Origin of the sequence: Enterobacter sp. V87_3 (genome assembly GCF_029967835.1) — a bacterium.
Taxonomy (GTDB): Bacteria; Pseudomonadota; Gammaproteobacteria; order Enterobacterales; family Enterobacteriaceae; genus Enterobacter; species Enterobacter cancerogenus.
The window spans coordinates 212,167-226,246 of record NZ_JASCAM010000013.1 but is presented as its reverse complement, the minus strand read 5'-3'; the positions used below and the strand labels follow the sequence as shown (position 1 = coordinate 226,246).

13 protein-coding genes are annotated in these 14,080 nt (G+C 57.3%); 12 read left to right on the top strand and 1 reads right to left on the bottom strand.

The features are described 5' to 3' along the window. The 4 genes from QLG21_RS06120 to QLG21_RS06105 all read left to right on the top strand — a co-directional run. Positions 1 to 751, top strand: a 751-nt coding sequence (locus QLG21_RS06120) for a hypothetical protein (protein ID WP_282484068.1), incomplete at its 5' end; no start/stop codon positions are given. Positions 752 to 1,105: 354 nt separating this feature from the next. After that, positions 1,106 to 1,960, top strand: coding sequence for a hypothetical protein (locus tag QLG21_RS06115; protein WP_282484067.1), 855 nt, complete (start codon positions 1,106 to 1,108; stop codon positions 1,958 to 1,960). A gap of 157 nt (positions 1,961 to 2,117) precedes the next feature. Continuing rightward, positions 2,118 to 3,032, top strand: coding sequence for an SPFH domain-containing protein (locus QLG21_RS06110; protein ID WP_282484066.1), 915 nt, complete (start codon positions 2,118 to 2,120; stop codon positions 3,030 to 3,032). Continuing rightward, positions 3,029 to 3,481: an NfeD family protein gene (locus QLG21_RS06105; protein WP_282484065.1), complete on the top strand. Its 453-nt coding sequence runs from the start codon at positions 3,029 to 3,031 to the stop codon at positions 3,479 to 3,481. Before QLG21_RS06110 ends, QLG21_RS06105 begins: the two co-directional genes overlap by 4 nt. On the opposite strand, the gene cueR is transcribed toward QLG21_RS06105, so the two are convergent. Beyond that, positions 3,478 to 3,888, bottom strand: coding sequence for a Cu(I)-responsive transcriptional regulator (gene cueR, locus QLG21_RS06100; RefSeq protein WP_282484064.1), 411 nt, complete (start codon positions 3,886 to 3,888; stop codon positions 3,478 to 3,480). The genes QLG21_RS06105 and cueR overlap by 4 nt on opposite strands. A 309-nt stretch (positions 3,889 to 4,197) precedes the next feature. Between cueR and QLG21_RS06095 the strand changes: the two genes are divergently transcribed. The 8 genes from QLG21_RS06095 to copA all read left to right on the top strand — a co-directional run bounded on the left by QLG21_RS06095 (position 4,198) and on the right by copA (position 14,046). Beyond that, positions 4,198 to 6,348: a TonB-dependent receptor gene (locus QLG21_RS06095; RefSeq protein ID WP_282484063.1), complete on the top strand. Its 2,151-nt coding sequence runs from the start codon at positions 4,198 to 4,200 to the stop codon at positions 6,346 to 6,348. A gap of 2 nt (positions 6,349 to 6,350) precedes the next feature. After that, positions 6,351 to 7,166 (top strand): ABC transporter substrate-binding protein, encoded by an 816-nt coding sequence (locus QLG21_RS06090; RefSeq protein ID WP_282484072.1) that lies wholly within the window; start codon positions 6,351 to 6,353, stop codon positions 7,164 to 7,166. Positions 7,167 to 7,184: 18 nt separating this feature from the next. Beyond that, positions 7,185 to 8,513, top strand: a complete 1,329-nt coding sequence (hutW, locus tag QLG21_RS06085; protein ID WP_282484062.1) for a heme anaerobic degradation radical SAM methyltransferase ChuW/HutW — start codon at positions 7,185 to 7,187, stop codon at positions 8,511 to 8,513. Between the two features lie 18 nt (positions 8,514 to 8,531). Continuing rightward, positions 8,532 to 9,029, top strand: a complete 498-nt coding sequence (hutX, locus tag QLG21_RS06080) for a heme utilization cystosolic carrier protein HutX (RefSeq protein ID WP_282484061.1) — start codon at positions 8,532 to 8,534, stop codon at positions 9,027 to 9,029. After that, positions 9,026 to 9,649 carry an SDR family oxidoreductase gene (locus QLG21_RS06075; protein WP_282484060.1) on the top strand — a complete coding sequence of 208 codons (624 nt, stop codon included), beginning with the start codon at positions 9,026 to 9,028 and terminating at the stop codon, positions 9,647 to 9,649. The genes hutX and QLG21_RS06075 overlap by 4 nt, the downstream gene beginning before the upstream one ends. Before the next feature lie 49 nt (positions 9,650 to 9,698). After that, positions 9,699 to 10,688: an iron ABC transporter permease gene (locus tag QLG21_RS06070; protein WP_249357429.1), complete on the top strand. Its 990-nt coding sequence runs from the start codon at positions 9,699 to 9,701 to the stop codon at positions 10,686 to 10,688. Continuing rightward, complete coding sequence (locus QLG21_RS06065) at positions 10,685 to 11,455, top strand: heme ABC transporter ATP-binding protein (protein WP_282484059.1); 771 nt, start codon at positions 10,685 to 10,687, stop codon at positions 11,453 to 11,455. Before QLG21_RS06070 ends, QLG21_RS06065 begins: the two co-directional genes overlap by 4 nt. A gap of 92 nt (positions 11,456 to 11,547) precedes the next feature. After that, positions 11,548 to 14,046 (top strand): copper-exporting P-type ATPase CopA, encoded by a 2,499-nt coding sequence (gene copA, locus QLG21_RS06060; protein ID WP_282484058.1) that lies wholly within the window; start codon positions 11,548 to 11,550, stop codon positions 14,044 to 14,046. Positions 14,047 to 14,080 lie beyond the last annotated feature (34 nt).

Genomic DNA, 14,080 nt, shown 5'->3' with positions numbered 1-14,080 from the left:
GATCCCGCAGCCGATGAAAGCCCCTGTGCTGAAAGTTCAGGCCGTGCCGCAGGCTATTCCTCAGGCAACGCCGCAGGCGATCCCGCAGCCGAAGAATGCCCCGGTGCTGACAGTCGAGTCTGTGTCGCAGAAAACCCCTCAGCCCGTGCTGCCTGCTCAAAAAACACCACCGCTTCCTCACACCGGAACGTCTACCTCTACAACGCTGATCGCTAAAACCCCGGTATTGACTACAACGACAGGCCTGCCAAAAAGCACCCTGATCAATCCGCAAACGCCTCGCACCAGTAGCGTCACTTACATTGATAACACGACGAAAACGACAACGACCACAGAGCCTTCAGCGAAGGCAAACGGTTCTGCCGGTACCGTCACCGAGATCAATCAGGTGAACAATTACTATGTTGCCCAGAGCAATAACCGTCAGGTTGCGGATAACTCGCAGCGCATCGAGAACAACAGCCAGCGCATCGAGAGCAACAGCAAGGCTATCGATCGCAACGCGAGAGAGATTGATGACACCCGGGACGAACTGAAACGTGGCCTGAATAACGCCGCGGCGATGTCCAGCCTCCACTATCACTCAGATAACGCATGGGCGCTCTCAACCGGCACCGCTAACGGCGATGGGGCGGCGCTGGCAGCAGGGATCCAGAAAGGGGTTACCAGCCACGTTGCGGTAAACATGCAGGCATCAAGCTCCTTCGACAGCGGCTGGATGGCAGGCGCGGGTATTTCTGGCGATTTTTAATCTCATTTAATCCAGCGGGCCGTCTTAAAAGCGGCCTGTTAATTTTTTCTTATTAATTAGCACCTCACAATGAAATGAACGCTGTTCGCGGTTCTGGTCTTTATTACCCGCAGCCTGGCGGGTTGCGTCAGGCACACTACGCTCTCCCTTGCCCCACCCTTACGCATTCAACCCTTCATTAGTCAGTAAAATGTCAATCAAATTTGACATGTTGACATTAAAAAGTAACGTATATCTTCCATTTGTGATCGCTAAAGGGTTCCAGCATGCGCTGCTAATAGCCTATGCCATTGCGGGGTGTTAAACTTTTTAGCATACAAATTGACACTCTTATAACTATAGGAAGTATGCGGCATGACACATATCTTTTATGAGTTCTCTTCCCTGAAGCCAGGCGTTCCTGATGTTGAAACATTAATGGAAGTCATCAATTCTTCAGAACTCACGAGTTTTGTCATCGGTGCAGAGGTCGTCGATTTTGTTAAGAAGGCGCTGATCGTGAACACCACGATTGGCAGCTTTAAAAATTGCTATTTTGCCTTCGACGATGGCGCGCACTTTATCGAATTTGACAGTAAGGGAAAATCGAAACGCTTTAGCGAAATACCGGACTGGTTCGTCTCTCCGGCTGAGTTTTCACGCACGCAGTGGCTAATAAACCATAATCTCGCGAAGGTGAAAGCCACCCAGTTTATCGACGTTTTACTGTCCTACCCGCTTAAAGAGCGTCGTGCGCACTGCAACCTGCTGTTTGGCCTTGATCTTGAAAAAGTGAATGCGAACCCGGCGTCGGTAACATCGCCGCGAAAACCGGGCAATAAAAACGGCAAAACCACCAAGCCGCGCGTGACCGATCTCAACTCATTCGAACTTTTTAGCCAGTTTTTTGAACGCATGAAGCGCGCGGTCTATGCCAATGAATTTCCGACCCTGCAGGTACTGACCGACAGCGAAAATCTCGCCAAAGCCCCGCAGAACTTAAAGCAAGGGATCAGAACGTGGTTTAAAGCCATAACAGGCGACCTCCCACCAAACAACAAGCGCGTAGAGGCGGGGAACGCGGTCCTGTTCTGTGCTCCTATCCGCGAGCAGATCCAGCAAATCGAAGCCCTGGGGCTGGAAAATTACTATCAGGGGCTTTCAAAAGCCATCGCCGACGAGGGCGACGGTTTCATCGCCGATTTTACCTATACCCATCCCGCCAACTGACCTCTCGCGCCCTGCCATCCGGCGGGGCGTTTTCCTTTTTCCAGTCTGTAAACAACCTTTTTAAAAAGGCGATTTTATACCTGATAGTCGATATACTGACGGATACTACACACGCCTTTTTTTTTCATTTTTTTTGCATGTAAAACAGGAGGTTTTAATGCTCATCGTTATTCCAGTTCTTATCCTGGTTGCGCTGATCATCGTCGGCGCTGGCGTCAAAATTGTTCCGCAGGGCTATCAGTGGACGGTCGAGCGCTTTGGCCGCTACACCAATACGCTGACGCCAGGCTTGAGCCTTATCGTGCCTTTCATGGACAGAATCGGTCGTAAGATCAACATGATGGAACAGGTGCTGGATATTCCGTCTCAGGAGATCATCTCCAAGGACAACGCTAACGTCACCATCGATGCGGTCTGCTTTATTCAGGTGATCGATGCGCCAAAAGCGGCGTACGAAGTCAGCAACCTGGAACTGGCTATCGTCAACCTGACGATGACCAACATCCGTACCGTGCTGGGCTCGATGGAACTGGATGAGATGCTCTCCCAGCGTGACAGCATCAACACCCGCCTTCTGCACATTGTCGATGAAGCGACCAATCCGTGGGGGATCAAAGTCACCCGTATTGAGATCCGCGACGTGCGCCCTCCGGCAGAACTGATTTCCTCCATGAACGCCCAGATGAAAGCAGAACGTACCAAGCGCGCCTATATCCTGGAAGCTGAAGGCGTACGTCAGGCAGAAATCCTAAAAGCGGAAGGGGAAAAGCAGTCGCAGATCCTGAAAGCCGAGGGCGAGCGTCAGTCGGCATTTTTGCAGGCCGAGGCGCGTGAGCGTTCGGCAGAAGCAGAAGCCCGTGCGACGCAAATGGTATCCGAGGCGATTGCCGCCGGGGATATTCAGGCGGTGAACTACTTCGTTGCGCAGAAATACACGGACGCGCTGAAAGAGATTGGCTCGGCGAACAACAGCAAGGTGGTGATGATGCCGCTGGATGCCACCAGCCTGATGGGCTCTATCGCCGGTATCACCGAACTGATCAAAGACAGCGGAAACGAGCGTAAAAGATGATTGAGCTTATCGTCGCCCATCCTCATGCCTTCTGGCTTAGCCTCGGGGGCTTAATGCTCGCCGCCGAGATGCTGGGGGGCAACGGTTATCTGCTCTGGAGCGGCGTCGCTGCCGTGATCACCGGGCTAGTCGTCTGGCTGCTGCCGGTTGGCTGGGAAGGACAAGGCGTCTTGTTCGCGGTTCTGACTCTCGTTGCTGCGTGGCTGTGGTGGCGCTGGCTTAACAAGCGGGTGAGCAAGCAAAAACCCGCTGATGCCCATCTTAACCAGCGCGGGCAGCAGATCGTCGGCAGGCGTTTTACGCTCGATACCACGCTGGTGAATGGCCGCGGCCACATGCGCGTGGGTGACAGCTCGTGGCCGGTCGTGGCCGATGAAGACCTCGCTGCCGGAACGCAGGTAGAGGTCGTGGCAGTAGAAGGGATAACGCTGCGGGTTAGGGCCTGCTAGCTATGCACCTTGCGATGACAGCAGCCGGAAAGATTGTCGATAATCGGACAGTCGGCGCTGTCATCTCCCGGGCACGAATTCGCCAACTGCAGCAGCTGTTCACGCATCGTCTGCAGCTCAACAATATGCCGTTCGATCTCCGCCACTTTTTCCAGCGTGCGTTTTTTGACGTCGGCGCTGTGGCGTTTCGGATCGTTAAACAGGTTCACCAGCTCGCCGCACTCTTCAAGGTTAAATCCTACCTGCCTTGCCTGTCGCAGTAGCGTCAGCTCGTCAAGGTGCCGCTGGGTGTAGCTGCGATAGCCATTCTCGCTGCGCAGCGGCGGCGTCACCAGCCCTTTCTCTTCGTAAAAACGGATCGCTTTGCTGGTTAATCCGGTTTTTTTCGCCATATCACTGATATTCATTTTCCCCTCCGGCTGTTGGTGTTTTCAGTCATCGGCCTTCTGATATTGTAAGCCTGGCCGGGCAATAACCCATCTCTTTCTGGCATACGCACCGCATTAGAAGATATATCTCATATGATTCAAATGGCTAGTATTCTCTTGTGTGACTTCCGTCTGTGATGCTCGTCACAATTTAGTGTTTACCGCACGTGACGAATTGACTCAAATCAAAGATGTATTGGCTTTACATCTTCGCCGGTGGACGAAGGCGCGTCTCTTTTATATAAATGCGAACGATATTAATTATCATTAAAATTAAGGTTCAAGTTTATGATGCGAAGAACTTGCCAGGAGCGCGTGATGCTCTCCGCAATTTCATTTTTGATGGCGGGTACTGCCACGGCAGCCGCTTCAACCACAGCACAGAATAAAACACACGACGATACCCTGGTTGTCACCGCTAACCGTTCAGAAAGTAGCTTATGGAAAAGCCCGGCGACGATTCAGGTTATTGACCGTGAAACGCTGGAGAGATCCACCAGCACCTCAATTGCCGACGATTTGCAGGATATTCCCGGCGTGGAGGTGACCGATAACGCACTGGCCGGGCGCAAGCAAATCCGTATTCGTGGCGAAGCATCGTCCCGCGTGTTGATCCTGATTGATGGGCAGGAAGTCACCTATCAACGCGCCGGGCAAAACTACGGAGCGGGTCTGCTGATCGATGAATCTGCGTTAGAGCGTATAGAAGTGGTTAAAGGTCCCTACTCCGTTCTGTATGGCTCGCAGGCCATTGGCGGAGTGGTGAATTTTATCACCAAAAAAGGGGGCGATAGGCCGCTGGGCGGCGTGGTAAAAGCCACTTACAACTCGGCAACCGCTGGCTGGGATGAGTCTGCCGCCGCCTGGGGCAGCATCGGGCAGTTCGACTATCGCATCAACGGAAGCTACTCCGATCAGGGCAACCGTGATACACCGGATGGCCGCCTGCCAAATACCCATTTTCGCAATAACAGCCAGGGCGTGTGGCTGGGATATACCGTCGATCGTCACAAGTTTGGCCTGTCAGTCGATCGTTACGATCTCAGTACACAGACGTGGTACGACGATCCAACCTATGAAGATTTCAGCGTCAGGATCCCCGAGCTAAAGCGCGAAAAAATTGGCCTGTTCTATGATTTTGACGTTGCGGGAGAGTACCTGAAAACGCTGCACGTCGATGCCTACACGCAAAATATTAAACGAAAATTTGAAAATAGCGTCGCCGTTAACACCCCCACTGGCAGCCCGATGATCGGTAACCTGCGCGTGGCAAATCAGACGCGTTCGGAAGATAAACAGGAGACTCAGGGCCTGACGCTGCAGTCTAACTTCAGCCTGCCGTCGAATAATAATCTGGTGCTGGGCGCACAGTATCAGCGCGATACGGTAAAACAAACCTCCCGGAGCGCAACCGACACCTCCAGCACTACCGGCTTCCCGTCGGCGGTGAACTACAGTAAAAACACGCTTTCCCATAACCGCTCGGAGCAAACCAACTGGTCCGTATTTGCCCAGAACGACTGGGCATTTGCCGATAACTGGACCTGGACGCTGGGCGCGCGCCAGTACTGGCTTTCGTCGAAGCTTACGGGGGGCGACGAAACCACCACCAGTTCGCTGACGGGCACAACCACCTCCTCGCCTGGTCATGACAGCACCCGTGATAACGAACTGGTTACCTCCACCAGCCTGCGTTATTCCGGATTCGATAATCTGGAGCTGCGTATGGCCTTTGCCCAGGGATACGTCTTCCCGACGCTGAGCCAGCTCTTTATGCAGACATCAGCGGGCGGCGGTGTGAACTATGGCAATCCTGATCTTAAGGCTGAACATTCCAACAACTACGAGATTGGCGCGCGTTATAACGGCAATCTGTGGGTCGTAGACGGCGCGGTGTACTACTCCGAAGCGAAGGACTACATCGCATCCGTCGCCTGTTCCGGTCAGCGCATTTGCAACGGCAACAGCAATAGCTCACGCACGGGGTATTACTTCTACGATAACGTCGACCGGGCGAAAACGTGGGGGATGGAACTGAGCGCCGAGTACAACGGCTGGGCTGTTTCGCCTTATCTGAGCGGCAATATTCTGCGACGTCAGTATGAAGGCAGCACCCTTAAAACCTGGGATACCGGGGAGCCAACGGTCAACGGCCGCGTCGGCGTGAAGCACGCACATTTGTTCAACAACCTGAACATCATGACAGATCTCTTCGTGCGTGCCGCCTCGCGCGCCACGGATAACACCAGCGAGACCCATACCCGTTATCCCGGCTGGGCGACACTGAACCTGGCCTTTAACACCGAGTTTGGCCCGCAGGATCAGTACCTGATCAACCTTGCGCTGAATAACCTGACCAATAAACGCTATCAAACCGCACATGAGTCCATCCCTGCTGCGGGCTTTAACGCCGCCGTTGGCTTTGCGTGGAAATTCTGATGATGAAAAAAACGCTCACGGGACTTCTGCTGCTCTGCGTGACCGCCATCGGCCACACCAGCGACCGCATCGTGGTAGCCGGCGGGTCGCTCACGGAAATGATCTATGCCCTGGGGGCGGGCGATCGCGTGGTCGGGGTGGATGAAACGACTTCCTGGCCGCCACAGACGGCCCGCCTGGCGCACATTGGCTACTGGAAGCAACTTAGCAGCGAAGGCATCTTGTCACTGCATCCGGACACCTTTATGACCTGGCAGGACGCAGGCCCTGCCGTGGTGCTGGAGCAGCTTCGCGCGCAAAAAATCAACGTCGTGACGCTTCCACGCGTGCCCGCCACACTGGAGCAAATGTTTGCCAATATCCAGACGCTGGGGCATATCCTTGGTGCGGAGGAAAAAAGCCACGCCCTGATCGCAAACCTTCGCCAGAGGCTGGATAAGGTCAGGGAGGAAAATGCGGGCAAATCGCCGGTACGCGCCATGTTTATTCTCTCTGCTGGCGGCAGCGCGCCGCAGGTTGCGGGAAAAGGCAGCGTAGCCGACGCCATTCTGACACTGGCAGGCGCGCAGAACGTGGCAACCCACCAGCAGTACAAAGGCTACAGCGCGGAAGCCCTTCTCGCTGCCAATCCGGACGTCATTATCGTCACGCGCGAAATGGTTCAGGGCGATCTCCAGCGCCTGAGCACGGTTGCGGGGCTCACCCGCACCGCCGCGTGGAAAAACCAGCGCATTATTACCCTCGACCAGGCGCTGATCCTGGGTATGGGTCCGCGCATTGCCGACGCGGTTGAAACCCTGCATCAGCAGCTTAAGTAACAAGGATCTTACGTCGTCATGAATTCAACTCCACTCGATCTCACCCCGCATTTTGCGCAGGAAGGCGGGCAGCCCTTTCGCGATCGTCATGCCACTATGCCGTGGCGCGGCGCGGTACCGGTCGCCAGCGAAGAACTGCAGTCCACCTGGCAGGCGTTGCTCAGCCAGCAGATGCCCGCGCGCAAACGGCTTTTGTATTTGCATATCCCGTTTTGTGCCACCCACTGCACCTTCTGCGGGTTCTACCAGAACCGTTTCGAAGAGGACCGTTGCGCTGCTTACACCGACGCGCTGTTGCAGGAAATTGCCATGGAGGCGGACAGCGCGTTGCATCAGTCAGCGCCTGTACACGCAGTCTATTTCGGCGGCGGCACGCCCTCTGCTCTCTCCGCGCGCGACCTTGGCCGTATTATCACCGCGCTGCGCGAGCGACTGCCGCTGGCTCCCGACTGCGAAATTACCGTCGAAGGTCGGGTATTGAATTTCGATGACAATCGCATTGACGCCTGTCTTGACGCGGGAGCTAACCGCTTTTCAATCGGCATTCAGTCGTTCAACAGCCAAATCCGCAAAAAAATGGCCCGCACCTCCGATGGCCCAACAGCAAGAGCCTTTATGGAAGGGCTGATCCGCCGCGATCGCGCAGCGGTGGTATGCGATCTGCTGTTTGGTCTGCCCGGACAAAACGCCGGGCTTTGGGAACAGGATCTCACCATCGCGCGGGATATCGGCCTCGACGGCGTCGATCTGTACGCATTGAATCTGCTGCCACAAACCCCGCTCGGCAAGGCCGTGGCCGCCGAACGCGTCACCATCCCCTCGCCCACAGAGCGACGCGATCTCTATCTGCAGGGCTACGAATTCATGGACCGCGCGGGCTGGCGCTGTATCAGCAACAGCCACTGGGCGCGGACCACGCGCGAGCGCAATCTTTACAATCTGCTCATTAAGCAAGGAGCAGACTGCCTGGCGCTGGGGTCAGGCGCAGGCGGGTCGGTTAACGGCTGGTCGTGGATGGTTGAGCGCAACCTCACGGCCTGGCATGCGGCGATCGCCGCGGGGCAAAAACCACTCATGATGATGATGCGTACACAAGAGCACAGTTTTCAGTGGCGCCACATTCTGCAGGCGGGCGTCGAAACCGCCCGCATCCCGCTGAGTGAACTTACCCCGCGCGCGCAGGAACTGGCCCCGCTGCTGGCGCAGTGGCATCGGGCGGGGCTGGTCAAGGATGCCTCGGACTGCATTCGGTTAACCCGTGAGGGCCGTTTTTGGGCGAGCAATATTTTACAGTCCCTTCAGGAACTGATTCAGCAACTCAATACGCCACACGCCGTGGCGAAATAACCATAAAAGGAGTAGTCCATGAGCCATGTCTCTTTACGTGAATTCATGAAAACCGAGCCGGACGGCACGTTAGAAGCTATTGCATCGCAATATGGCGTCACGCTGCTGGAGGTGGTGGAAAACCTGCCGTCACATACACTTGTGAGCGGCGATAAATTCGACGCGGTGTGGGACAGCGTATGCCAGTGGGGAAATGTGACCACGCTGGTCCATACCGCCGACGTGATTCTGGAATTTACAGGCGAACTGCCTTCCGGTTTCCATCGCCACGGTTACTTCAACCTGCGCGGCAAAAAGGGGATGACGGGCCATATCAAAGCGGAAAACTGCACATACATTGCGCTGGTTGAACGCAAATTTATGGCCATGGATACCGCCTCGATTCTGTTCTTTAATGCCGCAGGCAGCGCGATGTTTAAAATTTTCCTGGGGCGCGACGACCATCGCCAGCTGTTAACAGCGCAGGTGGAGGCGTTTCGCGCCCTGGGTCAAACGCTTAATGAGGAAACGGTATGACTCCATGGCTGATTTTTGGCGCGGGTGGTACGGGCGTCGGTGCGCTGACAGCAGACATCGCGCTGCAACAGCAGCGGCCAGTATATGCGCTGGTGCGCAACCCGCAGGCCGCAGAGCGTCTGCGGGAGCAAGGCGTTCAGGTTGTTATCGGTGACGCCTGCGATGTGGACCGCGTGAAGGAAGTTTGTACCCTGGCGGGAAAGCACGCTCAGATTATCTCCACCCTTGGCGGGCAGGCGGAATATCTGGCAAACCGGACGATTATCGATACCGCTGAAGGTACCGGCATGACCCGCATGATTCTGGTGACATCACTGGGCTGTGGTGACAGCTGGACCTGGTTGTCTGAACGAGCGAAAGCGGCGTTTGGTCAGGCGGTGCGCGAAAAATCGCTGGCCGAGAGCTGGCTTCAGACCAGCACGCTGGATTTTGCCATTATCCGGCCAGGCGGCCTCCTTAACGGCGCACCAACGGGCAAAGCGGAACGCACACAGGGCGTTGAAGTGCATGGTCTGGTGATGCGTGCCGACGTGGCCGCGCATGTGGCCGAGCTTGCCGGGCAACCCACACTTAATAAACAGGTTTATAGCCTCGTTGAACCGGGTCTTAAGCCCGCGTGATGTCACACGCGGCAGCGCTGGCTGCCGCACGTTTAAGGAGAAGGGTGACTTGAAGGATTCACTTTCATCGCTGAGCGTCTGTATCGGGCTGGCGTTTACGCTGGTTGCGCTCACGCTGGTTGCCGCCAGTCAGGGGGCGATGAAGATTGGTTTATCGTCCCTGGCGGACGAAATGTATCGCGATATCTGGCTCAATATCCGCTTGCCGCGCGTGCTGCTGGCGGTGGTTGTAGGCGGTGCGCTGGCGGCGTCAGGCGTATTAATGCAGGGATTATTTCGTAATCCGATGGCTGACCCCGGCCTGCTCGGCGTCAGCAGTGGCTCGGCGCTTTTCGTTGGCATCGCCGTCGTCTTCCCCCTCACCTTGCCCGCCGTGTTGATGCTCTATGAGCAGATGATTTTCGCCATCGCCGGGAGCCTGGTCGTCTGCGCGGTCATTTTTCTGATCGGCCTGCGCCACACCCACGGCGGGATGATGCAATTGTTACTGGCGGGGATCGCCATCAACGCGCTCTGTGGGGCGACTATTGGCGTGCTGAGCTATGTGGGGGATGAGCAACAGTTGCGTCAACTCACGCTGTGGATGATGGGCAGTCTTGGTCAGGCGCAGTGGTCGACGCTGGCGGTGGCGTCGAGCGTCATTCTGCCGACGATTATCGGCACGCTGTGGCTGGCAAATACACTAAACCTGCTGCAACTGGGGGATGAAGAGGCGCACTACCTGGGTATTCACGTCAGGCGCAAACGCCAGCAGCTCCTGTTGCTCAGTTCGGTACTGGTGGGGACGGCGGTCTCGGTCAGCGGCGTGATCGGCTTCATCGGCCTGGCGATCCCGCATCTTGTGCGTATGACTATCGGCGCGGACCATCGCTGGCTGCTTCCCTGCGCAACGCTCGCCGGGGCGTGCCTGTTGCTGGTCGCGGATACGCTGGCGCGTACCCTGGTTCAACCTGCTGAAATGCCGGTTGGCCTGCTCACCAGCCTGACTGGCGGCCCCTATTTTCTGTGGCTGATTTTGCGCGCAAGGAGAGTGATGTGATTGAAGCACGCGAGCTGAGCTATAGCATCCGGGGGCGTAAGCTGACGGATAACGTCTCGTTTATCCTTCCGGGTAACGAAATTGTGGCGATCCTCGGACCGAACGGCGCGGGAAAATCGACATTGCTGCGCCAGCTGACCGGCTACCTGAAACCCGATGCAGGCGAGTGTCTGCTGTTTGGCAAATCGATCCATGCCTGGCCGACGGCCGAGCTGGCCAAAATCCGGGCCGTAATGCGGCAAAACAGCCAGATGGCGTTTCCCTTTAGCGTACAGGAAGTGATCCGAATGGGGCGACATCCGCACCGCGCACGTCATGCGCGCGATGAGACGGAACGTATTATGACACTTTGCGGTTGCGAGACCCTCGCTTCGCGGGATTACCGGCATCTTTCAGGCGGCGAACAGCAGCGCGTTCAGCTTGCGCGCCTGCTGGTTCAACTTTGGGAGCCTGACCCCACGCCAAAATGGCTGTTCCTTGATGAACCGACCTCCGCGCTGGATATTCACCACCAGCAGCAGTTATTTCGGCTGTTGCGTATTTTGGTTCGCGAACGGCAGTTTAGCGTCTGCTGCGTGCTGCATGATTTAAACCTGGCCTCACGCTATGCGGACAGGATCCTGCTACTGGAGGCAGGCAAGGTCGTGGGCAACGGCACGCCAGAGACTGTGTTGACGCAGGGCCAGCTGACCCGACTCTACCGTGCTGAACTGACGGTAACCACCCCGCAGGACGACAATTCTCCCCTGATCGTGCTCGATCGTTAATCCATTTTGCAAAACACCTTGACCTTCCAGTTGCTGGAAGGTTTAACCTTTACGACAGTTAATCAATTCACTGAGGTAAAAGGAGTCTGGGTATGTCACAAACAATCGACCTGACGCTGGACGGTCTCTCCTGCGGCCACTGCGTCAAACGCGTTAAAGAAAGTCTGGAGCAGCGCCCTGATGTGGAAAGTGCTGACGTGACCATCGACCATGCAGCCGTGATCGGCAGCGCCAGCGCCGACGCGCTCATCGACACCATTAAACAGGCCGGTTACGGGGCGGAGCTGAGCCACCCAAAGGCTAAACCGCTGACAGAGTCATCAACCCCGTCGGAAGCACTGACAGCGGTCTCTCCTGAGCTTCCGGTAGCGGATGACGTTGATGACAGCCAGCAGTTGCTGATCAACGGCATGAGCTGCGCCAGCTGCGTCTCCCGGGTACAAAATGCCTTACAGGCCGTACCGGGCGTTGCGCAGGCACGGGTAAACCTTGCGGAGCGGACTGCGTTGGTTATGGGCAGTGCCTCCGCCGCAGAATTAGTGCAGGCGGTTGAAAAAGCGGGCTACGGCGCAGAGGCGATCGAAGACGATGCCGAACGCCGCGAACGCCAGCAGGAAACCGCCATCGCCACCATGAAACGCTTCCGCTGGCAGGCGATTGTCGCCCTGCTGGTAGGTATTCCGGTGATGGTGTGGGGCATGCTCGGCGACAACATGATGGTCACCGACGACAACCGTACGCTATGGCTGGTGATTGGTCTGGTCACGCTGGCGGTGATGGTTTTTGCGGGCGGCCACTTCTATTCCAGCGCCTGGAAAAGCCTGAAAAACCGTACGGCAACAATGGATACGCTGGTCGCGCTCGGCACCGGCGCGGCGTGGCTCTACTCGATGAGCGTTAACCTCTGGCCGCAGTGGTTCCCGATGGAGGCCCGGCACCTTTACTACGAAGCGAGCGCGATGATCATCGGCCTGATCAACTTAGGCCATATGCTCGAAGCCCGCGCGCGTCAGCGCTCCTCGAAAGCGCTGGAGCGACTCCTTGATTTAACCCCGCCGACGGCACGCGTGGTAACCGACGACGGCGAACGGAGCGTACCGCTGGCGGAGGTGCAGCCCGGCATGACGCTGCGCCTGACTACGGGCGATAGCGTTCCCGTCGACGGTGAGATCGTACAGGGAGAAGCCTGGCTGGATGAAGCCATGCTGACCGGCGAACCCATCCCGCAGCAAAAATCACAGGGCGATGTCGTGCACGCCGGGACGGTTGTCCAGGACGGTAGCGTATTGTTCAGCGCCCGTGCGGTCGGCAACCACACTACGCTGTCGCGCATTATTCGGCTGGTACGGCAGGCGCAGAGCAGCAAGCCTGAAATAGGGCAGCTTGCCGATAAAATCTCCGCCATTTTTGTCCCGGTGGTGGTCTGTATCGCCCTGCTGAGCGGGGCCATCTGGTACCTCTTTGGCCCGGCTCCGCAGATTGTTTACACCCTGACCACCGCCACCACGGTGCTGATCATCGCCTGCCCTTGCGCGCTGGGCCTGGCAACGCCGATGTCGATTATCTCCGGCGTAGGCCGCGCCGCCGAATTTGGCGTGCTGGTGCGTGACGCCGATGCGCTGCAGCGCGCCAGCACCCTCGACACCCTGGTGTTCGATAAGACCGGGACGCTGACCGAGGGCAAACCGCAGGTGGTGGCGGTCCATACCCCTGGACTCGCCCAGACAGACGCGCTGCGCCTGGCCGCCGCGCTGGAGCAAGGCTCCAGCCACCCGCTGGCCCGCGCCATTCTGGATAAGGCGGAAAGCGCCGCGCTGCCTGACGTCAGTCAATTCCGCACCCTGCGCGGGCTGGGCGTGAGCGGTGAAGCCGAGGGGCACGCGCTGCTGCTGGGTAATCAGGCCCTGCTGAATGAAAACGGCGTGGATACCTCCGCGCTTGAGAGTGAACTGAACGCGCAGGCATCTCAGGGGGCCACTCCGGTACTGCTGGCGGTGGATGGCAAAGCGGCGGCGCTGTTTGCCGTTCGCGATCCGCTGCGTCCGGACAGCGTAGAAGCCCTCCAGCGCCTGCATCGCGCGGGCTATCGCCTGGTGATGCTGACCGGCGATAACCCCACAACCGCCAATGCGATCGCCAAAGAGGCGGGTATTGATGAGGTAATTGCGGGCGTGCTACCGGACGGCAAAGCCGACGCTATCAAGGCGCTGCAAGCGCAGGGTCGTCAGGTGGCGATGGTCGGCGACGGCATTAACGACGCCCCGGCGCTGGCGCAGGCGGAAGTGGGCATTGCGATGGGCGGCGGGAGCGATGTCGCCATTGAGACGGCGGCAATTACGCTGATGCGTCACAGCCTGACCGGCGTTGCGGACGCGCTGGCGATATCAAAAGCCACGTTGCGCAACATGAAGCAGAACCTGCTCGGGGCGTTTATCTACAACGCGTTCGGCATTCCGATTGCCGCCGGGATTTTGTGGCCGCTGACCGGCACGCTGCTGAACCCGGTCGTGGCGGGGGCCGCCATGGCGCTCTCTTCCATCACCGTGGTGAGCAACGCCAACCGGCTGCTGCGTTTTACACCGAAGGATTGAACCTTGTACTCGTACGCGCTAGCATGAACCTTTC

What these genes read in the sequence shown, in the direction of transcription:
- QLG21_RS06115 (WP_282484067.1), top strand. Translation starts at nt 1,106, where the DNA reads ATGACACATATCTTTTATGAGTTCTCTTCCCTGAAGCCAGGCGTTCCT.
- QLG21_RS06110 (WP_282484066.1), top strand. Translation starts at nt 2,118, where the DNA reads ATGCTCATCGTTATTCCAGTTCTTATCCTGGTTGCGCTGATCATCGTC.
- QLG21_RS06105 (WP_282484065.1), top strand. Translation starts at nt 3,029, where the DNA reads ATGATTGAGCTTATCGTCGCCCATCCTCATGCCTTCTGGCTTAGCCTC.
- cueR (WP_282484064.1), bottom strand. Translation starts at nt 3,888, where the DNA reads ATGAATATCAGTGATATGGCGAAAAAAACCGGATTAACCAGCAAAGCG.
- QLG21_RS06095 (WP_282484063.1), top strand. Translation starts at nt 4,198, where the DNA reads ATGATGCGAAGAACTTGCCAGGAGCGCGTGATGCTCTCCGCAATTTCA.
- QLG21_RS06090 (WP_282484072.1), top strand. Translation starts at nt 6,351, where the DNA reads ATGAAAAAAACGCTCACGGGACTTCTGCTGCTCTGCGTGACCGCCATC.
- hutW (WP_282484062.1), top strand. Translation starts at nt 7,185, where the DNA reads ATGAATTCAACTCCACTCGATCTCACCCCGCATTTTGCGCAGGAAGGC.
- hutX (WP_282484061.1), top strand. Translation starts at nt 8,532, where the DNA reads ATGAGCCATGTCTCTTTACGTGAATTCATGAAAACCGAGCCGGACGGC.
- QLG21_RS06075 (WP_282484060.1), top strand. Translation starts at nt 9,026, where the DNA reads ATGACTCCATGGCTGATTTTTGGCGCGGGTGGTACGGGCGTCGGTGCG.
- copA (WP_282484058.1), top strand. Translation starts at nt 11,548, where the DNA reads ATGTCACAAACAATCGACCTGACGCTGGACGGTCTCTCCTGCGGCCAC.